General features: G+C 63.3%; 19 protein-coding genes. 13 read left to right on the forward strand and 6 right to left on the reverse strand.

From position 1 onward, the window contains the following. Positions 1–137 precede the first annotated feature (137 nt). Positions 138–965 carry a MurR/RpiR family transcriptional regulator gene (locus CK226_RS18130; protein ID WP_095787019.1) on the reverse strand — a complete coding sequence of 276 codons (828 nt, stop codon included), beginning with the start codon at positions 963–965 and terminating at the stop codon, positions 138–140. 136 nt (positions 966–1101) lie between these two features. Between CK226_RS18130 and CK226_RS18135 the strand changes: the two genes are divergently transcribed. The 13 genes from CK226_RS18135 (at position 1102) to CK226_RS18195 (ending at position 15776) form a co-directional block, all read left to right on the forward strand. Continuing rightward, complete coding sequence (locus CK226_RS18135; protein WP_095792641.1) at positions 1102–1920, forward strand: N-formylglutamate amidohydrolase; 819 nt, start codon at positions 1102–1104, stop codon at positions 1918–1920. A gap of 20 nt (positions 1921–1940) precedes the next feature. Next, positions 1941–3503: an amino acid permease gene (locus tag CK226_RS18140; protein WP_095792642.1), complete on the forward strand. Its 1563-nt coding sequence runs from the start codon at positions 1941–1943 to the stop codon at positions 3501–3503. Between the two features lie 87 nt (positions 3504–3590). Continuing rightward, entirely contained in the window at positions 3591–4961 is a 1371-nt protein-coding gene (locus tag CK226_RS18145) for a glutamine synthetase family protein (RefSeq protein ID WP_095787016.1), read from the forward strand. A 1-nt stretch (position 4962) separates the two neighbouring features. After that, the gene (locus CK226_RS18150) at positions 4963–5325 is read left to right on the forward strand and encodes a hypothetical protein (protein ID WP_095772568.1); all 363 of its coding nucleotides are present in this window, start codon (positions 4963–4965) and stop codon (positions 5323–5325) included. A 17-nt stretch (positions 5326–5342) separates the two neighbouring features. Further along, on the forward strand, positions 5343–6728 hold the full coding sequence (locus CK226_RS18155; RefSeq protein WP_095792643.1) for an aldehyde dehydrogenase family protein: 1386 nt from the start codon (positions 5343–5345) through the stop codon (positions 6726–6728). A gap of 18 nt (positions 6729–6746) precedes the next feature. Beyond that, the gene (locus CK226_RS18160) at positions 6747–7919 is read left to right on the forward strand and encodes an iron-containing alcohol dehydrogenase (protein ID WP_095792644.1); all 1173 of its coding nucleotides are present in this window, start codon (positions 6747–6749) and stop codon (positions 7917–7919) included. Positions 7920–8162: 243 nt separating this feature from the next. After that, the gene (locus CK226_RS18165; protein WP_095792645.1) at positions 8163–9269 is read left to right on the forward strand and encodes an ABC transporter substrate-binding protein; all 1107 of its coding nucleotides are present in this window, start codon (positions 8163–8165) and stop codon (positions 9267–9269) included. 81 nt (positions 9270–9350) lie between these two features. After that, complete coding sequence (locus tag CK226_RS18170; RefSeq protein WP_179295817.1) at positions 9351–10250, forward strand: ABC transporter permease subunit; 900 nt, start codon at positions 9351–9353, stop codon at positions 10248–10250. After that, positions 10247–11038 carry an ABC transporter permease gene (locus CK226_RS18175; RefSeq protein WP_095772573.1) on the forward strand — a complete coding sequence of 264 codons (792 nt, stop codon included), beginning with the start codon at positions 10247–10249 and terminating at the stop codon, positions 11036–11038. The genes CK226_RS18170 and CK226_RS18175 overlap by 4 nt, the downstream gene beginning before the upstream one ends. Before the next feature lie 16 nt (positions 11039–11054). Beyond that, positions 11055–12119 carry an ABC transporter ATP-binding protein gene (locus CK226_RS18180; RefSeq protein WP_095772574.1) on the forward strand — a complete coding sequence of 355 codons (1065 nt, stop codon included), beginning with the start codon at positions 11055–11057 and terminating at the stop codon, positions 12117–12119. Between the two features lie 225 nt (positions 12120–12344). Next, complete coding sequence (locus CK226_RS18185) at positions 12345–13898, forward strand: sodium:proton antiporter (protein ID WP_095772575.1); 1554 nt, start codon at positions 12345–12347, stop codon at positions 13896–13898. A gap of 116 nt (positions 13899–14014) precedes the next feature. After that, positions 14015–14923 carry an endonuclease/exonuclease/phosphatase family protein gene (locus CK226_RS18190; RefSeq protein ID WP_095772576.1) on the forward strand — a complete coding sequence of 303 codons (909 nt, stop codon included), beginning with the start codon at positions 14015–14017 and terminating at the stop codon, positions 14921–14923. Between the two features lie 7 nt (positions 14924–14930). Beyond that, positions 14931–15776 (forward strand): EamA family transporter, encoded by an 846-nt coding sequence (locus CK226_RS18195; RefSeq protein WP_095787011.1) that lies wholly within the window; start codon positions 14931–14933, stop codon positions 15774–15776. 7 nt (positions 15777–15783) lie between these two features. On the opposite strand, the gene CK226_RS18200 is transcribed toward CK226_RS18195, so the two are convergent. From CK226_RS18200 to CK226_RS18220, 5 genes are all read right to left on the reverse strand, one after another. Beyond that, positions 15784–17001: an MFS transporter gene (locus CK226_RS18200; protein WP_179295808.1), complete on the reverse strand. Its 1218-nt coding sequence runs from the start codon at positions 16999–17001 to the stop codon at positions 15784–15786. Positions 17002–17082: 81 nt separating this feature from the next. Beyond that, positions 17083–17400, reverse strand: coding sequence for a Dabb family protein (locus CK226_RS18205; RefSeq protein ID WP_095772579.1), 318 nt, complete (start codon positions 17398–17400; stop codon positions 17083–17085). Positions 17401–17412: 12 nt separating this feature from the next. Next, the gene (locus CK226_RS18210) at positions 17413–19041 is read right to left on the reverse strand and encodes a choline dehydrogenase (protein WP_095792646.1); all 1629 of its coding nucleotides are present in this window, start codon (positions 19039–19041) and stop codon (positions 17413–17415) included. An 11-nt stretch (positions 19042–19052) separates the two neighbouring features. After that, positions 19053–19814 carry a 3-ketoacyl-ACP reductase gene (locus CK226_RS18215; RefSeq protein WP_095787008.1) on the reverse strand — a complete coding sequence of 254 codons (762 nt, stop codon included), beginning with the start codon at positions 19812–19814 and terminating at the stop codon, positions 19053–19055. After that, positions 19811–21328, reverse strand: coding sequence for a GMC family oxidoreductase (locus tag CK226_RS18220; protein WP_095792647.1), 1518 nt, complete (start codon positions 21326–21328; stop codon positions 19811–19813). Before CK226_RS18220 ends, CK226_RS18215 begins: the two co-directional genes overlap by 4 nt. Positions 21329–21333 lie beyond the last annotated feature (5 nt).

Genomic DNA, 21333 nt, shown 5'->3' on the forward strand with positions numbered 1-21333 from the left:
CTGGCGGCGAAAACCGGCCACGCCACATCCCGGTATCAGCGGTTTATGGCAATTATCACGCAATCGTGCACATTAAATCTCGGTAACATGAACTCGAGATGCCCGCCTGGAGCGGATGCGATTGGCCGGTGACCTTGCTAACGCAGACCTTCCATCTCGCGGATGCGCCGGGCGCCGTCGGCCTCGAGCTGTCTGGTGACGGCGCCGATCAGCGTTTCGGCGACGACGAAGAGCGCGGCCGAGGAATCCCAGGCGGAAGGCACCGCGGTTCGTCCGACGATGACGTGGCGGGCAAACCGGGCGATCGGCGACAGCCACTGGTCGGTGAACAGCACGATCTGGACGCCGCGCTGATGCGCCTTTTCGGCGAAGCGGACGAGGCTGTCCTGGTAGCGCCGGATGTCGAAGATCACCAGAACGTCGCGCTTGCCCATGTCGATCAGCCGGTCGCGCCACATGCTCTCCTGGCCGGCGAGGTGAAAGACGTCGGGCTGGATGACGGCAAGGTGGGCGGCCATGTAGCGCGCCAGCGGATCGGTGAAGCGTCCGCCGATGAGGAATGTCTTGCCACGCCGGTCGGCAAGCCGTGCCGCGATGTCCGCCAGCTGCTTGTCGGAGAGGTGGCGGAAGGTCTCGCGCATATTGTCGAGCGTCGCTTCCAGCATCGGCGAGACCGTGCCGCCGCCGGGCGAGGGCGGGTTGAGCGTTCGTATTGCCGGCGACTGCAGCTGCGCCGCCAATTCGTCCTGCAGGCTCGACTGGAACTCCGGATAGTTCTGGAAGCCGAGCCGGGCCACGAAGCGCAGGATCGTCGGCGAGGAGACGCCGGCCGCAGTCGAGAATTCGGCGACCGTCTTCAGGCCGATCATCGGATAGCTGGCGATCAGCGTCTGCGCCGCGCGCCGTTCGCCGGCCGGCATCGTGCCGATGCGGTCGGCTATCAGTTCGGCAATGCTGGAAATCATCTTTTCCCCCACCCCTTGGCCTGGTCCATGAGATCGCATTTGACAAAGCCTGGTAAACTGTATGAAATCATCCATAGGGACGCAATGAGGCAAAATACGTAACATACGATACAGCGCTCCCCGGGGACGACAGACTATGGAGAAAGCACGGCCCGCCAGCCTTGCATCGCCCGATACCGTGAGGGTCACGAACCCGGGCGGATCGAGCCCTTTCGTGCTGACTTGCGACCACGCCTCCAATTTCCTGCCCGCCGAATTCGGCACGCTCGGCCTTGCCGCCGAAGACCTGTCCCGCCACATCGCCTGGGATCCAGGCGCGCTGCCGGTGGCAACGCGCATGGCGCAAGCGCTCGATGCGACGCTGGTCGAAACCCGCATTTCGCGCCTGGTCATCGACTGCAACCGGCCGCTCGACGCGCCGGACCTCGTGCCGCCGGTCAGCGAGACGACATCCATACCGGGCAATGCCGGCCTGTCGGAAAAGCAGCGCGCGGCACGGATCGCCCTGTCATGGCAGCCATTTCACGGCACCATCGAACGCATCGTCGAGGAACGGCTGGCGCGCGGCCAGGAGACCCGGCTGGTGTCCGTGCATTCCTTCACACCGGTCTACAAGGGCCGCGACCGGCCCTGGCATATCGGCATCATCCATGACGAGGATCGCCGGCTGGCGTCGCCACTGATATCGGCGCTCAAGCGGCTTGCCGGCATCACCGTCGGTGTCAACGAGCCCTATTCGCCGGCCGACCGCGTCTATTTCACGCTGGAACGGCATGCACGCTCGCGCGGGTTGCCCTGCGCGATGATCGAAATCCGCAACGATGAAATCTCCGGTGAGGCCGGGCAGCGGAAATGGGCGGATCTGCTCACCGGCATATTTTCGAATCTGGAGCCCGAGGAGGCCAGGGGCTCCCGACAACGCGCCATGGGAAAGTCAGTTCAATCGGCCAGCTAAAAACCAAATAGGGGACTAAAATGTCAGCGCAAGACTACACAGAAGTCGACAAGCACGAGGACCTAAAGGTTCTCCACGGGATGGGCTATGCCCAGGAATTGTCGCGAAGCATGAGCCGCTTCTCGAATTTCGCGATATCGTTCTCGATTATTTGCATTCTGTCGGGCGGCATCAATTCCTTCGCCCAGGCCATCTCGTCGATCGGAGGCGCCGGCGCCGGCATCGGCTGGATCGTCGGCTGCGCCGTGTCCGGATTCTTCGCCCTTGCCATGGCGCAGATCGCATCCGCATTTCCGACCGCGGGCGGCCTCTACCACTGGTCGTCGATTCTTGGAAACCGCTTCACCGGCTGGCTTACCGCCTGGCTCAATCTGCTCGGGCTGATCACCGTGCTCGGTGCCATCAATATCGGCACCGCATTCTTCTTCGTTGGTACGTTCGGAAGCTGGTTCGGCATCACCGGCACGCCGGGCGAGATCGTCGGATTTGTTGCCATCATCACGGTCATCCAGGCGCTCTGCAATCATTTCGGCATCAGACTGACTGCCATGCTGACGGATGCCTCCGGCTTCCTGATCCTCGGCGCCACGGCCGTGCTGATCGTGGCCTGCCTCGTGTTTGCTCCGGCGATCGACGTCACGCGGCTGTGGACCTTCACCAACTATTCCGGCGATGCCGGCGGCGGCGTTTTCCCGCAGTCGGATTCCATGACCTATCTGTTCCTGCTCTGCCTGCTGCTGCCGGTCTATACGATCACCGGTTATGATGCGTCGGCGCACACTTCGGAAGAAACCCTGAAGGCGGCGCACTCCGTGCCGCGGGCGATCATCTCGTCGGTGCTGTGGTCGTCGCTGATCGGCTGGGTGATGGTTTGCGCGATCACTCTGGCCATTCCGGACCTGGCGGCAGGTGCCAAGCAGGGCTGGAGCGTGTTCTTCTCGACCATGGACACAATCCTGCCGGTCTGGCTCAAGGAACTGCTCTACCTTGCGATCCTGATCTCGCAGTTTCTGTGCGGCCTTGCGACCGTCACCTCCGCCTCGCGGATGCTGTTTGCGTTCTCGCGTGACGGCGGCATGCCCGTCGGATCGGCCGGACTGGCGAAGGTCTCGCCGAAATATCGCACTCCCGTCAACGCGATCTGGACGGCCGCGATTCTCGAGATCGTCTATGTTTTCCTGGCCCAGTTCATCTCGATCGGCGGTACAAACATCTACACCATCGTCGTCAACTCGACGCTGGTCTTCCTGTTCCTGTCCTTCATCATTCCGATTGTGCTCGGCATGATGACTTTCGGAACCGCCAAATGGCCGAATCCCGGCCCCTGGAATCTCGGCAGCGGCCTGTTCAAACTATTCTGCGTCCTGTCCGTCATCGGCATGGCGATTATCTTCTACATCGCCGTTCAGCCGCCGAACGACAAGGTGCTCTACATTACCATCGGCTTCCTCGTGCTGACCGCGGTGCTCTGGTACGGCTTCGAGAACCGCCGCTTCCAGGGGCCGCCGATTGGCGACCAGATCGCAGCGCGTCAGGCGGCGATCAAGGCCGCCGAACAGGCGGTCGGCGAGACCGGAAACTGATACTTTTCTTCATGACCATGGCCGGCATCGTGCCGGCCATGGTTTCGTTACTCCCTCTCAATCGACCAGCGCTGGAGTGCCACAGGAATGGCCGGAAATTTCTCGTTCGATCAGTTGAAGAAAGCGGTCTCCGGCGGTGAGATCGACACGGTGCTGGCCTGCATCGTCGACATGCAGGGGCGGCTCGCGGGAAAGCGGTTCCTGGCGCAGTATTTCGTCGATTCCGCGCATGACGAGACGCACGGCTGCAACTATCTCCTGGCCGCCGACATCGATATGGAGCCGGTGCCGGGCTACAAGGCGGCAAGCTGGTCGAAGGGCTATGGCGATTTCGTCATGAAGCCGGATCTCGCCACGCTGCGGCGCATTCCATGGTTGGAAAAGACGGCGCTGGTGATCTGCGACGTGCTCGATCACCACGACCATGAGGATTTGGCACACTCGCCCCGCGCCATCCTGAAGAAGCAGGTCAAGCGGCTCTCCGAGCGCGGCTATATCGGCTACTTTGCCTCCGAGCTCGAATTCTACCTGTTCAGCGAGACCTACGACTCGGCCCGCAAGAAGCACTGGCAGGGCCTCGACACCGCCTCGCCCTATATCGGCGACTACCAGATCGGCATCACCACCAAGGAAGAAGGCGTCATGCGCCGGCTTCGCAACGAGATGGAAGCGGCCGGCATTCCGATCGAGAACTCCAAGGGCGAATGGGGTCCCGGCCAGGAAGAGATCAATGTGCGCTATGCCGAGGCGCTCGACATGGCCGACCGCCACGTCATCCTGAAGAACGGCGCCAAGGAGATCGCCGAGTCCGAGGGCAAGGCGATCTCCTTCATGTCCAAGTACAATTACGGGCTCGCCGGCAACTCCAGCCACATCCACAATTCGCTGTGGAGCGCCGACGGCAAGACGCCGCTGTTCTTCGACAAGAAGGCTGACTGGACGCTGTCGACGCTCGGCCAGCAATGGGCGGCGGGGCAGTTGAAATACGCCAAGGAGTTCACCTGGTTCCTGGCGCCCTACATCAATTCCTACAAGCGCTTCCAGGCCGGCACCTTCGCGCCGACCAAGATCATGTGGAGCGAGGACAACCGCACCGCCGGCTTCCGCCTGTGCGGCGAGGGCACCAAGGGCATCCGCATGGAATGCCGCATCGGCGGCGCCGACCTGAACCCCTATCTCGCCTTCGCGGCGCTGATCGCCGCCGGCCTTGCCGGCATCGACGAGAAGCTCGAACTGCAGAAACCTTTCGTCGGCGATGCCTATCAGGCTTCGCGCCTCCCGGAGATTCCGAAGACGCTGCGCGACGCCACCGAGACGCTGGCCAAGTCGAAGATGCTGAAACAGGCGCTCGGCGAGGACGTGCTCGAACATTATGTCCACACCGCCAAGTGGGAGCAGTTGGAATACGACCGCCGCATTACGGATTGGGAACTGCACAGGGGGTTCGAGCGGTACTAAGATGGATTGGAACAAGCGCCATCGCGGCTACGACATGTCGGCGGCGGAATGGGTTGCGCGCGTTCCAAATGAACTTGACGTTGATGCCGTCGGCTTGTGGCAGATAATTCCGGTCGGGCGGCACGAATTCGGTCTCGACGGTGTGGACTTGGAAACGTTCACTAAGGCGGCCCTGAAGGGCCTCCTGGCAAAGGGAGCGATCCCGATTACCGGTCGGGACAAGATCTGGGTGGCGGAACACAAGTATGGGTCAAGACCGGAAGAGATAATCGAGACTGTCGTGAAAATTTGGCTGTCGAAAAATATGCGCGAACCAGACGTTGGAGACGTCTGGTTCGGCACGTCGGTTGTGTTGGAAGAATGAAGTTCAGGAGCGTTTAATTGGAAACCGTAAAACTCAAATCCCCAATCGATGGTTCGATCTATGCCGAGCGGCCCGTGGCAACGGACCAGGCGGTCAACGCCGCGGTCGAGCGCGCCAAGGCGGCGCAGGAGAAGTGGGCGCAGATACCGATCGTCGAGCGCGGCAAGTACATTCTCGCGATGCTCGAAGCGCTGGTGGCGATGACCGACGAGATCGTGCCGGAGATCGCCTGGCAGATGGGACGTCCGGTGCGCTATGGCGGCGAGTTCGGCGGTGTCAAGGAACGCAGCAATTACATGGTCGAGATCGCCGAGCTGGCGCTGAAATCCGTGCCGGCCTCAAACCCGAAGGATGGGTTTCGCCGCTATGTGAAGAAGGATCCGCTCGGCGTCGTCATGGTGATCGCGCCGTGGAACTATCCTTACCTGACCGCCGTCAACACCGTCGTGCCGGCGCTGATGGCCGGCAATGCCGTCATCCTCAAGCATGCCGCACAGACGCTGCTCGTCGGCGAGCGTTTTCAGCAGGCCTTCGACAAAGCCGGCCTGCCAAAGGGCGTGTTCCAGAATGTCGTGCTCAACCACGCGCAGACTGAAAAGCTGCTCGGCTCAGGCAAGATCGACCATGTGAACTTTACCGGTTCGGTCGGCGGCGGCCGCGCCATCGAAAAGGCGGCGGCCGGCACTTTCATGACGCTCGGCCTCGAGCTTGGCGGCAAGGACCCGGCCTATGTGCTGCCCGACGCCAAGATGGACCATGCGGTTGCCAATCTGGTCGACGGTGCCTTCTACAATTCCGGCCAGTGCTGCTGCGGCATCGAGCGCGTCTACGTGCACGAGAAGGTCTATGACGAGTTCGTCGAAGGCTTCATCGCCGAGACGAAAAACTATGTCGTCGGCAATCCGCTGGAGCAGGCGACGACGATGGGGCCGATGGCGCAGGCGCGTTTCGCTGACCTGATCCGCGAGCAGAAGGCCGAAGCGCTGCGCAAGGGCGCCAAGGCGCACATCAACATGAAGGTGGCTGACGACAAGGCCGGTTCGCCCTATCTGGCGCCGGAAGTGCTGACCGAAGTCGACCACCAGATGAGCGTCATGCGCGAGGAAAGCTTTGGCCCGATCGTCGGCATCATGAAGGTGCGCAACGACGAGGAGGCGATCGCGCTGATGAACGACAGCGCCTATGGGCTGACCGCCTCGATCTGGACGCGCGATACCGAACACGCGGTGGCGATCGGCAACCGCGTCGAGACCGGCACGGTATTCATGAACCGCTGCGACTACCTCGATCCGGCGCTGGTCTGGACCGGCGTCAAGGACACCGGCAAGGGCGCGGGACTATCGGCCATCGGCTACGACAACCTGACTCGGCCGAAATCCTTCCACCTGCGCGAAGCCATCTGATTTTTCGAAAGACAAAAAATGTCCAAGCTGATCTCCAAATGGAACTACCCCACCACCGTCCGTTTCGGCGCCGGGCGCATCAAGGAACTCCCAGAGGTGCTTGCAGCCACCGGTATCAAGCGGCCGCTCTTCGTCACCGATCCGGGCCTGGCGAAACTGCCGGTCGTCGCTTCGACGCTGAAAATCCTCGACGACGCCAAGGTGCCTTACGGTGTGTTTTCCGAGGTGAAGCCGAACCCGGTCGATTCCAACCTCACCGCCGGCATCGCCGTGTTCAAGAAGGGCAAGCATGACGGCGTCATCGCCTTCGGCGGCGGCTCGGCGCTCGATCTTGGCAAGCTGATCGCCTTCCAGGCCGGCCAGACGCGGCCGGTGTGGGATTTCGAGGATGTCGGCGACTGGTGGACGCGCGCCAATTCGGATGCGATCGCCCCGATCATCGCCGTGCCGACCACGGCCGGCACCGGGTCGGAAGTCGGCCGCGCCGGCGTCATCACCAATGAGGAGACCCACACCAAGAAGGTCATCTTCCATCCGAAGCTCTTGCCGGCGATCGTCATCGCCGATCCGGAACTGTCGGTCGGCATGCCCGCTTTCATCACCGCCGGCACCGGCATGGATGCGCTTGCCCACTGCCTCGAGGCCTATTGCGCGCCGGGTTACCATCCGATGGCCGACGGCATCGCGGTGGAGGGCATCCGGCTGGTGTTCGAGAACCTGCCGAAGGCCTATGCCAACGGCAAGGACCTGGTCGCGCGCGCTCATATGATGAGCGCGGCCGCCATGGGTGCCGCCGCTTTCCAGAAGGGGCTGGGTGCCATCCACTCGCTGTCGCATCCGATCGGCGCGCTCTACGACACCCATCACGGCATGACCAACGCGGTGTTCATGCCCTATGTGCTCGCCTTCAACCGTGACTCCATCGAGGAGCGTATCGCCCGGCTCGCCGCCTATTGCGGCATCAAGGGCGGCTTCGACGGCTTCGCCAAGGCGATCATCAAACTGCGCAAGGAGTTGAAGGTGCCGCACGCGCTGCCGGGCCTGATCAAGGGGCTCGACATGGACAAGAAGCGCAAGGCGCTGATCGCCGACATGGCGGTGGTCGATCCGACTGCCGGCGGCAACCCCGTCAAGCTGACCAAGAAGGCGGCGCTGACGCTGCTGGAAAACGCCATCGCCGGCACGATCTGAGACGCTTTCCGCATGGAAAATTGATCTGAAAAAGGGGCAGAAAAACAAGGGGAGGAGATGAAGGGCAAGGCACAAACTAATTAGCCGGAAAAAGAATCGCGAGGCGATTGCTACAACCGGTTAAAAAGAGTTTACTTTTTCGCACTGCGAGCAGCCGGTTTCACAAAGCTTTCATCTGGCTGTCACATGAAAACGATACCGCATCGCAGGCGTCCAACGGCGTCAGTTCAACGGAGAGAACACATGTTCAAATTCACGGGGAAGGTGCTTTCCCTTTCGGCCGCGACCCTGATGGTGTCGTCGGTGATTTCGTCCGCGGCTTCGCTGGATGATCTCGTCAAGGCCGCGAAGGCCGAAGGCCAGCTCACCACCATCGCGCTGCCGCATGACTGGTGCGGTTACGGCGCGGTCATCGACGGCTTCAAGGCTAAGTATCCGGAAATCACCATCAACGAACTCAACCCCGATGCCGGTTCCGGCGACGAGGTCGAGGCGATCAAGGCGAACAAGGACAACAAGGGTCCGCAGGCTCCCGACGTCATCGACGTCGGCCTGTCTTTCGGCCCGTCCGCCAAGAAGGACGGTCTGATCCAGGCTTACAAGGTGTCGACCTGGGACTCGATCCCCGACAGCGCCAAGGATGCCGACGGCTTCTGGACGGGCGATTACTACGGTGTGCTTTCCTTCCAGGTGAACAAGGATCTGGTGAAGGTTTCGCCGACGGACTGGGCCGACCTGCTGAAGCCGGAATTCGCCAACTCGGTCGCACTTGCCGGTGATCCGCGCGCTTCGAACCAGGCCATCCAGGCAGTCTACGCCGCCGGCCTTTCCGGTGGTGCGGCAGCCGGTGAAGCCGCAGGCACGGCTGGTCTCGACTTCTTCAAGAAGCTCAACGCCGCCGGCAATTTCGTGCCGGTCATCGGCAAGGCCGCGACGCTGGCCCAGGGCCAGACCCCGATCCTCGTCACCTGGGACTACAACGCGCTCGCCGGTCGCGACACGCTGAAGGGCAACCCGCCCGTCGACGTCGTCGTGCCGAAGACAGGTGTCGTCGCCGGTGTCTACGTGCAGGCAATCAGCGCCTACGCACCGCACCCGAACGCAGCAAAGCTCTGGCTGGAATACCTGTATTCCGACGAAGGCCAGATCGCCTGGCTGAAGGGCTATTGCCACCCGATCCGCTTCAACGATCTCGCCAAGAACGGCAAGATCCCGGCGGACGTGCTGGCCAAGCTGCCGCCGGCTGAGTCCTATGCGGCCGCGGTGTTCCCGACGCTCGACGAGCAGGGCAAGGCCAAGGAAGCCATCACCAAGAACTGGGACGCCGTTGTCGGCGCCAACGTCAAGTAACAGTTGAGATCCACCGGGCGGCTTCACGGTCGCCCGGTTCTTTCTCTCGAAGACGGTAGCCGGCGCATGACCGATATCTCAATGTCCGACCCCGCTGTTACCGGCAAGACGGCGCCTCCCGCCGAGGCGCGCAGCGTGAGGCTGCCGACGCAATGGCTTGGCGTCGCGCCGTTCTTCATTTTCGCCATCATGTTCCTGATCTTGCCCACGCTCTACCTTATGCTGGGCGCATTCCAGAACGATGCCGGAGAATTCACACTCGAAAACATAGTCGCATTGGCGCAGCCGTCGATCGTTGCCGCCTACTGGATTTCGATCAAGGTCAGTCTTGCCTCATCGCTGATTGGCGCCTTTGCGGGTTTGGCGATTGCGATCGCCATCGTGCGCGGTGGCCTGCCGGACTGGATACGCTCGGCGACACTGACGTTTTCCGGCGTGGCCTCGAATTTCGCCGGCGTGCCGCTGGCCTTCGCATTCCTCGCCACACTCGGCCGGCTCGGCCTCGCGACGGTCATACTGAACACCCTGTTCGGCCTCAACATTTACGCACACGGTTTCAACATCCTGTCGTTCTGGGGCCTGACGCTGACCTATGTCTACTTCCAGATCCCGTTGATGGTGGTCATCATCGTGCCGGCCATTGACGGGCTGAAGAAGGAATGGGGCGAGGCCGCCGCGACGCTGGGCGCGACCGTGTCCCAGTACTGGCGCATGGTGGTCATTCCGGTGATCTGGCCGAGCTTCCTCGGTACCGTGATCCTGCTGTTCGCCAATGCCTTCGGCGCCATCGCCACCGCCTATGCGTTGACCGGCTCGTCACTCAACATCGTGCCGATCCTGCTCTATGCCCAGATTCGTGGCGACGTGCTGCACAATGCCCATCTCGGCTATGCCATTGCCTTCGGCATGATCCTGATTACCGGTCTTGCCAATGTCTTCTACATCTGGTTCCGCACCCGTTCCGAGAGGTGGCTCAAATGAAGGCTGGCAGATTCTGGGCCTGGGTCGTCTTCGCGCTGGGCGCGGCCTATTTCTTCATCCCGTTGATCGCGACGGTGGAGTTTTCCATGCGCATGCGGCGCGGTGCCTATTCCTTTGATGCCTACAAGGTCGTGCTGGGCGACGCACGCTTCCAGGCGACATTCGGCTATTCGGTGCTTGCCGCAGTTTTCACCATCATTCTCGGCGTACTGATCGTGGTGCCCGCCGCCTACTGGATCCGGCTGCGCCTGCCGCAACTGCGCCCGATCGTAGAGTTTATCACCTTGCTGCCGCTGGTCATCCCGGCCATCGTCATCGTCTTCGGATACATCAGAATGTATGGCTCGAATTCGCCGTTGCCGTTCCTGGCGACCGACACGGGCACCAATGCCTTGTTGGTCATCGGCTATGCCACACTGTCGTTGCCCTATATGTACCGCGCGGTGGATACAGGACTTCGCACCATCGACGTGCGCACTCTGACGGAAGCGGCGCAGATTCTGGGCGCCGGCTGGGGGACGATCGTCACCCGTGTTATCCTGCCCAACGTGTTGATCGCGGTGTTGTCGGGTGCGTTCCTGACCTTCGCGATTGTCATTGGCGAATTCACCATGGCAAGCCTGCTCAACCGGCCGGCCTTCGGCCCGTATCTGCAGAACATCGGCGCCAACCGCGCCTATGAGCCGGCAGCGCTTGCAATCATTGCCTTCGCCATCACCTGGGGTTGCATGTCGCTGATCCAGATCCTGTCCCGCTTCGCGCCGAAATCGGCGAACCGCCCGAACTGATCGAAAGAACACCACCATGGCCGAGCCATTCCTCTCCATCCAGCACGTCCGGAAATCCTTCGGCGCCACCACGGTCGTGGAGGATTTCAATCTCGACGTCGAGCCGGGTGAATTCGTCTCCTTCCTCGGGCCGTCCGGCTGCGGCAAGACCACCGTGCTGCGTATGGTCGCCGGCTTCGAAGAGCCGAGCGCCGGCAAGATCGTCGTCGCCGGCAAGGACATCACCCGGCTGAAGCCCAATCAGCGCAATGTCGGCATGGTGTTCCAGGCCTATGCGTTGTTCCCTAACCTGACCGTGGCGCAGAACATCGGCTTCGGCCTGAAAGTCGCCGGCATGCCCAAAGCGGACATCGACGCCCGCGTTGCCGAGATGCTCGGCATCATCAAGCTGCCGCAGATGGCCGACCGTTATCCCTATCAGCTCTCGGGCGGCCAGCAGCAGCGCATCGCGCTGGCGCGCGCGATCGCGCCGAAGCCGAAGCTGCTTTTGCTCGACGAGCCGCTGTCGGCGCTCGACGCCAAGGTGCGCGTGTCGCTGCGCGAGGAAATCCGCTCGATCCAGAAGAAGCTCGGCATCACCACCATCTTCGTCACGCATGACCAGGAAGAGGCGCTGTCGATCTCCGACCGCATCGCCGTCATGTATGGCGGCAAGGCCGAGCAGGTCGGCACGCCGTTCGAGATCTACAACCGGCCGGCGACCAAATTCGTCGCCAATTTCGTCGGCACGCTCAACGTGCTCGAAGGCAAGGTCACCGATGCCGCGGCCGGCACGGTTCAGGTCAACACGCAGGAAGTCTCGCTCAAGGGCAAGCTCAACGGCTCGAAGTCCGGCGACACGCTGTCGCTGGCGCTGCGGCCCGAGGCGATTTCGCTCGGCCGCCAGCCCGGCCGCGATTCCAGCCTGATCGGAGAGATATCCGAAGTGCACTTCCTCGGCTCGGTGATCCGGGTCCGCGTCGGCATCGGCGGCAACACGGTGTCGCTCGACACCTTCAACAACTCGGCCACGCCGCCACCCGCGGTCGGTGAGAAGGCCGAGATTTCGTTCTCATCGGGCGACATGCTGGTCTTGCACTAGCGGAGCGAACGTCATTCCGCGGCGGTCTCTAATGCGCCGAACAACGCGTCTTGATCGTCGATGCTCGCAACCCTCGATGCCGTGGGTTCGATGTCTGTAGTGACGAACCGTCGGCGCCGCCCCTCAGGTCACTTTTAAATCCCAGGGCAGGCCAAGGCTTCGACAATCAACAGTATCCTGCCGAGGGGTACTGCCAACAGTCGCTCTTCGCCGCTACGATGAGCCATGGCCCTTTTTGAACTCACCCTTGTCCTGCTTTTGACGGCTGTCGCGCTGACGGCGCTGTCGCGGCGGCTGGAGGTCCCCTATCCGTCGCTGCTGGCCCTGGCCGGGGTCGGCATCGCCTTCGTGCCTGGCGCACCGATGATCGAGATCGATCCGGAACTGGCGCTTGCGCTGTTCATAGCGCCGGTGCTTCTCGATGCCGCCTATGACACGTCGCTGCGCGACCTGAAGCGCTACCGGCTGTCGCTGCTGCTGCTGGCGCTTGGCGCCGTCGTCTTCACCACTGTGGTGGTTGCCTTCGTCGGCTGGAAGATGGCCGGCCTGCCGATCGCCGCGGCGATCGCGCTTGGCGCCATCGTCGCGCCGCCGGATGCCGTGGCGGCGAGTGCCGTTCTCGGGCAATTCAAGGTGCCGCACCGCATCACCGCCATCCTGCAGGGCGAAAGCCTGCTCAACGATGCCACCGCGCTCTTGATCTACCGGCTGGCGGTTTCGGCAGCACTCGGCTCGATCATGCTGAGCAACGCCATTCCGGTGATCCTGCTGTCAACGATCGGCAGCCTGATTGGAGGTTATCTGCTTGGCCGCCTCTCGCTCTTGACGCTGACCCGCATCGAGGATGCGGCGAGCAGCACCGTGGTGCAGTTCGCCGGGACATTCGGCGTGTGGATATTGGCCGACAAGCTCGGTCTTTCCGCCATCATCACCATCGTCGTCTACGCCATCACGATTGCGCGCAGTGCACCGCGCCGCATGTCGGCGAGACGCCGTGTCAGCACCTATTCGGTCTGGGAGTCGGCGGTGTTCGTTCTCAACGTTTTGGCTTTCGTGCTGATGGGCCTGCAGGCACGGTCGATCGTCGGCCGGCTTTCCGGCGAAGGGCAGGGCGAGGCCTTTCTGTTTGCCGCGACGGTGCTGGTTGTCGTCATCGCGGCGCGCCTCGTCTGGGTGGCGAGTTATGTTGCGATCATCCGATGGCTTGCCCGTCTCGGCGGCGAAGACAGAAAGCGGGATTTGCCGACATTTGGCGGCGCCGTGCTGGTCGGCTGGTGCGGTATGCGCGGGCTGGTGACGCTGGTGGTGGCCATTGCCCTGCCTGCCGGCTTTCCCGGCCGCGATCCGATCGTGCTTGCCGCCTTCGCGGTGGTTCTGGGTACGCTGGTGCTGCAGGGGATGACGCTGAAGCCTCTGCTGCGGATACTCAACTTCGATCCCGACAGAACCGTCGACAATGAGGTTGCGCAGGCGCGCGTTGCCGTCATGCAGGCCGCACTTGACGTGTTGAGCCGCAAGACATCGGCCGCGGCGGCTGTCGTGCGCGAGCAGTACGAGGCTCAGCGCGTGATCGCGGAAAACCCGGAGGACGCACAGGCGGCAACCGAATACGACCGGCTGCGCCTCTACGCCATCAACCGCCAGCGCGACACGCTGGAGGAATTGCGCAGCAACGGCACGATCGGCGACGAGGCCTATCACCGGCTGGAAGAAGAGATCGACTGGGCGGAACTGGCGGCGTCGCCAGCGGGCCGGTTCCAGCCGTTGACGACGGATTAGAAGATCGCGCGGCGGGGCAGGGGAGGCTGCTGGCACAAGCCGCTTGCATTCTCCTGCACATTGCAAGCAATCCACTGAGCCGCTACTGCCATCGCCGAAGGTGAGCCGGATAAGCAATGAAGCTGGTCAGCTACAACATCCAGTACGGGTTCGGCAGCGACGGCCGCTATGACCTTTCGCGCGCGGCGCGCATCGTCGACGGCGCCGATGTCATTGCCCTGCAGGAGGTCGAGCGGCACTGGCAGCGCAGCCATTTCGACGACCAGCCGGAGCTGCTGTCGCGCCTGCTGCCGGACTATCACTGGATCTACGGCCCGGCCTTCGACATGGACGCCAGCGAGCGGCGGGACGGTCGCCTGGTCAATCGGCGCCGGCAGTTCGGCACCATGGTTCTGTCGAAACTGCCGATCGTCTGGTCGCGCCTGCATGCGCTGCCGATGCGCCGGACGCTCAGGCCGCTCAACACGCGCAACGCGGCGCTCGAATGCATGATCGGCACACCGGCCGGCCCGGTGCGGGTGCTGTCCTTGCATCTCGCCCATATCGCGGCGGAAGAGCGGCTGGAGCAGATCGACTATCTGCTGGCCGAACACCGCCGTGCGCCGTCCGAAGGCGGGCCGTGGAGCGGCATCGATGACGAGCCTTCGCGCAACTGGACCAGCGGCGAAGCCGAGCCGGAAAATCCGCTGGCGGCGATCTGGATGGGCGATTTCAACATGGAGCCGGGCAGCGCCGAATACCGCCGCATCGTCGGCAGCACGCCCTATCATCGGGGTGCTGCCTATCTCGACGGCTTCGTCGATGCCGCCGTTGTGGCGATCGAACCCGCTGATGACTTCCACACGCATGAGAAGATCATCGACGGCAGGCTGGCAAAGCGCCGGCTCGACCACTGCTTCGTCGGCGGTATGTTCGCGGGGCGGGTCCGCTCGGTCGCATCCGATACAGGCGAGGTGGCGTCCGATCACTTCCCGGTCCGGGTCGACATCGATCTCGAAACGCCACTCGGCTTGGGAGGTCGATAGACCCGAAATGACGCTTTTCGTCTTCTTCGCGGTGCTTGCCGCAGCCGCCATGCACGCGATCTGGAACGCGCTGGTCAAGGTGCATCTCGACCGCTTCCTGTCGATCACGCTGATGACATTGGGCATGGGGTTTGCCGCGCTGTTCGTGCTGCCTTTCGTCGAGTTCCCGAAGGCGGCGGTCTGGCCGTTCATTCTCGCTTCGGTGGTCTTCCACATGGGCTACCGAACCTTCCTGATCGGGGCCTACAAGGCCGGCGATTTCGCCCAGACCTATCCACTGGCGCGCGGCACGGCACCGCTGCTGGCAGCACTTGGAGGCATCGTGGTGGTGCAGGAGGTGCCGGCGCCGTTTGCCATTCTCGGCATCCTGCTTTTGTCGGCCGGCACGCTGGTGATGTCGTTTCGCGGCGGCGCGCATCTGGAGAGGCTCAACCTGCGCGCCGTCGGCTTTGCGCTCGGCACGTCGATCTTCATTGCCAGCTATACATTGTCGGACGGCAGCGGCGCGCGGCTGGCGGCGACGGCGCAAAGCTACGCGGCCTGGCTGTTCGTCTGCGACGCGACATGGGCGCTGGTGCTGTGCCTCATCTTCCGCGGGCCGCAGTCACTGCCCGTGCTGGCGCGCGACTGGAAGGCCGGGCTGTTCACCGGCGTGCTCAGCGGCGCGGCCTACTGGATCGTGATGTGGGCGATGACCAAGGCGCCGATCGCCTCGGTGGCATCGCTGCGCGAAACGTCGATCCTGTTCGCCATGCTGATCTCGGTCTACGCGCTCGGCGAGAAGATGACGGGCTGGCGCGGCGCCGCCGCGCTCAGCATTGTTGCCGGGGTTATCGCGCTCCGGATGGGTTAGGCCGCACTCAACCCAGGACTGTCATCACCTGGCCGCGCCGCTCCGGGCTGAAGCGGATGACGACGATGATGCAGACGGCGACCACGCCGGCGAAAAGCGCCAGCGCATAGCCGTAGCTGCCTCCGGCCGACTCCGCTATGCCCGCCTGATACGGACCGCCATAGGATGCGGCAAGGTTGCCGGCCTGATAGATGAAGCCGGGCAAGGTCGCGCGGACCGCCCCCGGCGACAGTTCGTTGAGATGAACCGGGATGACGCCCCAGGCGCCCTGGACGGCGACCTGCATGACGAATGCGCCGATGGCCAACATGAAGGGCGTGGTGCTGTAGGCCCATAGCGGGATCGACGGCAGGGCGATCAGGCAGGCGAGCGTGATGGCGTTGACGCGGCCGATCCTCTCCGACAGCGCGCCGAAGGCCAGGCCGCCGACGATGGCGCCGATATTGGCGACGATGGTGATCCAGCTCACCGTGTGCGGATCGAAGCCATGCTGCTTCTTCAGGAAGGTCGGGTAGAGGTCCTGCGTGCCATGGCTGAAGAAATTGAAGAACATCATCAGCACGACGGCATAGAGCGCGACGCCCCAGTGCTTCTGCAGCGTTTCCAGGAGCCCCGGCTTGACCGATTTCCGCGCCTCGGCGAAGGCCGGCGATTCCGGCACGTGCGAGCGGATGAAGAGCACGATCAGCGCCGGCAAGAAGGAGAGCAGGAACATGGCACGCCAGCCGATCGTGTAGCCGCCGATCGTCTGCTGGTAGAGCAGGCCGTAGACCACCGCCGCCAGGAGGTAGCCGGCGGGATAGCCGCATTGCAGGATGCCCGATACGAAGCCGCGCGCGCTGGGAGGGATGGATTCCATGGCGAGCGAACTGCCAAGCCCCCATTCGCCGCCCATGGCGATGCCGAACAAAGCGCGCAGGGCGAGGAAAATGCCGAGATTGGGCGAGAAGGCGGCGAGCGCGCCGATCACCGAATAGCTGACGATGTTGAGCATGAGGATGGGCTTGCGCCCATATTTGTCGGCGAGCATGCCAAAGAAAAACGCGCCGATGAAGCGCGTCGCCAAGGTCAGGAACAGTGCCTTTGAGACTGCTGGGACATCGGTGTGGAATTCACTCGCAATATCGGTGAGCAGGAATGTCAGAAGGAAGAAATCAAAAGCGTCGAGCGTCCAGCCCAGGAATGAGGCCAGAACGGTTTTCTTCTGCTCGGCAGTGAGATTCAAGGCGTCCTCCTTTGGTGCCCCCAGAGGAACGATATGTCGCCCCTCTCGCAAAAGAGAACAGCGATCAGCCGGAACCGGCGGTCACTTTTTCGTAAGGTCGAGGTCGAAGACCATCAATCCGTCCGTGCCGCCTTCGAGTGCGGCGACCAGCCGGGCGCCGGCGCGCTGATGGGCCTCATGGACGAGATAGGCGTCGCGGGCGGCGGCATCGCGGAAATCGATGGTGAAGCCATGGCCAAAGCCGCGGGCGAAGGGCTCGGGGCTGACATTGGCACTGAAGTGGACCGTGTCCATGCCGTCGATCACCTTTCGAAGCGCCTCGAGGTCGGCATGGATCGCCGTGCGCTCGCTTTCGGGGACATCGCCGCGAAACCGGGCGAAGACACAGTGCCTGATCATTTCTCCATCCCTTCAAGCAGCCCGGTTGCCGGAAAACACAGCCGGCGGCAGCGGTTCGCGGCCGAGGATCAGGTCGGCACCCTTCTCGCCAACCATGATGGTCGGTGCATTGGTATTTGAGGAGGGCACGCGCGGCATCACCGAGGCGTCGCAGACGCGCAAGCCTTCGATGCCGCGCAGCCGCAAATCCGGCGTCACGACAGCCATCTCGTCATGGCCCATGCGGCAGGTGCCGACAGGATGGTGATCGGTCTTTGCGCTGCGGCAGGCGTAGTCGAACAGTTCGTCGTCGGTCGCCAGCGACGGGCCGGGCAGCACTTCGCGCAGCACGTAGGGCTGAAGCGCCTTCTGCCGCATGATCTCGCGCGCCAGCCGCAGGCCCTTGATCGACATGGCGCGGTCATAGGGATCGGACCAGTAGTTGGGATCGATCAGCGGATGGTCGGCCGGGTCGGCGCTCTTCAGTCGCACCGTGCCGCGCGAGCGCGGCCGCAGGAAGGCCGAGTTCAAGGTGACGCCCGGATTGTTCAACTTCTCGACGCCGGCCTCGATGCCGGAGCCCAGGCCGAGATGGAACTGGATGTCGGGCGAGGCGGCGGTCGGGTCGGCGTACCAGAAGCCGCCGGTCTCGAACAGGCTGGAGGCCACCGGCCCCTTCTTCAAAAGCAGATATTGCAGGCCGGCCCAGGCCGTGCGGTGCAGCTTGGCGTAATTGTCGTAGGTGTGGTCGCCGGTGCATTCGGCGATGACGAACAGATCGAGATGGTCCTGCATGTTGGAGCCGACGCCGGGCAGGTCGTGCACCGGCGTCACGCCGACCGATTTCAGGTGGTCAGCCGGACCGATGCCCGATTGCATCAAAAGCTTCGGCGAGCCGATGGCGCCGGACGAGACGATCACCTCGCGCCCGGCGCGCAGGATCTTCTTCTCGCCGCCTGGCCGGTCGACGACTTCAACGCCGACAGCGCGGCCGTTCTCGACGACGATGCGTGTCACCAGCACATCGGTCCGGACGGTGAGGTTCTTGCGGGCGCGGATCGGCTTGAGATAGGCGACCGAGGCGGAGGAGCGCCGGGCATCCTTCTGGGTGAGCTGGTAATAGCCGACGCCTTCCTGGGCAGCGCCGTTGAAGTCGGGGTTGAAGGGAATGCCCATCTCCTGGCCGGCGCGGAAATAGGCTTCGCAGATCGGCAGCGGCGAGATCGGGTTCGACACGCCGAGCGGTCCCTGGTCGCCGTGAAAATCGTTGGCGAAACGCTGGTTGTTCTCGGCGCGCTTGAAGTAGGGCAGCACGTCGCGATAGCCCCAGCCGGCGAGACCCTCTTCCTTCTCCCACGCGTCGTAGTCGCGGGCATTGCCTCGCGTGTAGATCTGGGCGTTGATGGACGAGCCGCCGCCGACCACCTTGGCCTGCGTGTACCAGAAGACCCGGTCCTTCATGTTTTTCTGTGGCACGGTGGACCAGCCCCAGGACGCGATGCCCTTGGTCATCTTGGCGAAGCCCGCCGGCATATGGATGTAGGGGTGCCAGTCCTTGCCGCCGGCTTCCAGCAGCAGCACGGAATTCAAGGGATCCTCGCTCAGCCGGTTGGCCAGAACACAGCCGGCCGGGCCGGCGCCCACGATGATGTAGTCTGTCATGTCGTTTCCACCTATAGCCGCGGCACGGAGAGCGCGCCGTCGACATTGATGATCGAGCCGGTCGAAAAGCCGAGCCTGCCGGCGGCAAGCGTCGCCACCACCGCGCCGATGTCTGACGCTTCGCCCCAGCGTTTGGCCGGCACCAGCCCGCTGTCGATCAAGGCATCGTATTTGGCGGTCACGCCTGCCGTCATGTCGGTTCGGATGATGCCCGGGCGCAGCTCGAACACGCCGATATTTTCAGGGGCGAGCCTGAGCGCCAGGTTCTTCACCCACATGGAAAGCCCCGCCTTCGATATGCAGTATTCGGAGCGCTCCGGCGAAGCCATCTCGGCGCTGACCGAGGTGACGGTGATGATCGATCTTGCGTGGCCGCCGGGTGTGGCCAGCATTGCCTTGGCGACGGCCTGGCTGAGGAAGACCGTGCCGCGCAGGTTGATATCAAGCGTGCGGTCGAAATTTTCGGGCTTCAGTTCCAGCAGGTCGCCGCGCACCACGGCGCCGACGCCGGCATTGTTGACGAGACAGTCGATGCGGCCGAAGACGCGCATCGCGGCATCGACCAACACGGCGTGGCCGTCGAGATTGGCGACGTCACAACTGACATAGGCGAGTTTCGCACCGCGCGCCGAGATGTCTGCGTCGAGCCCGTCAGGCGCCTGTTCGGCGAGGTCGGCAACCAGAATGTCAAAGCCGGCATCGGCCAGCGCTTCCGCGCAAGCCAGCCCGATCCCGCGCGCGCCGCCGGTGACGATGGCTGCGGGGCGGGTCATGCGGCAAGCTCCATCTTGCGGATATGGTCAGCCACCCGCAACGCCTGAGCGGCGATCGACAGCGCCGGGTTGACCGCAGCCGAGTTCGGCAAAAAACTGGCATCGACGACGAACAGGTTCCGGTGGTCGAACGACCGGCAGAACGGGTCGAGCGGCGCGGTCGCCGGATCGTCGCCCATCCTGACCGTGCCGCACTGGTGCGAGGGCGTGCGCTTGTCGAAGGGGCGCGACAGCACGATGGGGTAGCCGCAGGCGCGGAAGTTTTCGCGCATCACCTTGGTCAGTCCGTCGAGCGACTGCATGTTGGAGCGCCGCCACTGCATGACTATGTCCTTGCAGTCGACCATGATGCGGCTTTCGGGATCGGGCAGGTCCTCGCACATCAAATACCAGTCGACGGCATGGCCGGCCATGAAGTCGAGCACGAATTTCGGCATCGTCCTCACATTGGCCTTGAGCATGTTGCCGTCGATCTTGCCGAGCAGCTGGACATTGCCGAGCGGTTTGCCGCCCCTGCCGTCCGACAGATAATAGTCGTTCAGCATCAGCGTCTTCTGGTAGACGGCATCGTTCCTGCGGCGCGGATCGATCGCCAGCATGGCTCTGGAATTGTGGTTCATGAAGTTGCGGCCGACCTGGTCGGAGCGGTTGGCGAGGCCCTTGCCGCCTCCTTTGCCGTTGCCCGGTGAGGGCGAGCGCAGCAGGATGACGGCGGAATTGACCGCGCCGGCGGACAGGATGACCAGTTTCGGCGACACTTTCTTCAGTTCGCCGTTCTGCCGGTAGTGGATTGCGGCGATGCTTTTGCCGTCGGGCGCCGCCTCGAGATACTCGACGTAGCAGCCGGTCTCGAGCCGGATGTTGCTGTCCCCAAGCGCCGCCGCCAGTGGCGCTGTCTGGGCGTCCATCTTTCCCAGGCCGGTGTTGGGGAAAGCGTCCCAGCCGGTTCTGCCTTCCTTCAGCCAGGTATCGATGTCGACGCCGAGCGGCAGCGAGGCCGGATGCAGGCCGAGGCCCTTCAGTTCAGCACGGGCGCGCGCGATCGGTGCTTCGTCGGGCACCGGCTTGAAGGCGTAGGGGATCGAGTGGAACGGTTCGGTCGGATCCTCACCCAGCGTGCCGCGCACGCGAAACAGCTGCTCCGCCCTGGAATACCAGGGCTCGAACTCGTCGTAGGAAAACGGCCAGGCGGGCGAGACGCCGCCGTAATGCTCCATGGCCGAAAAATCTTCCTTGCGGTAACGGATCAGCACCGCGCCGTAGAATTTCGAATTGCCGCCGACATAGTAGTAATTGCCGGGGTTGAAGGCGGCACCGCCGGCCTCGCGCCACATCTCCTTTGGGCGATAGTGGCCGTCGACGAAGATCGAGCGGGTGTCGCGGGCATGCGGGGTTGCCGGCAAGGGTTCGCCACGCTCCAGCATCAGGATCGAGGCGCCGCTGCCGGCCAGGCCGGAGGCGATCGTGGCGCCGCCAATGCCGGAGCCGATGATGACGATGTCCGGATTTGCCATGGCCG

Origin of the sequence: Mesorhizobium sp. WSM4311 (assembly GCF_002295115.1) — a bacterium.
Taxonomy (GTDB): Bacteria; Pseudomonadota; Alphaproteobacteria; order Rhizobiales; family Rhizobiaceae; genus Mesorhizobium.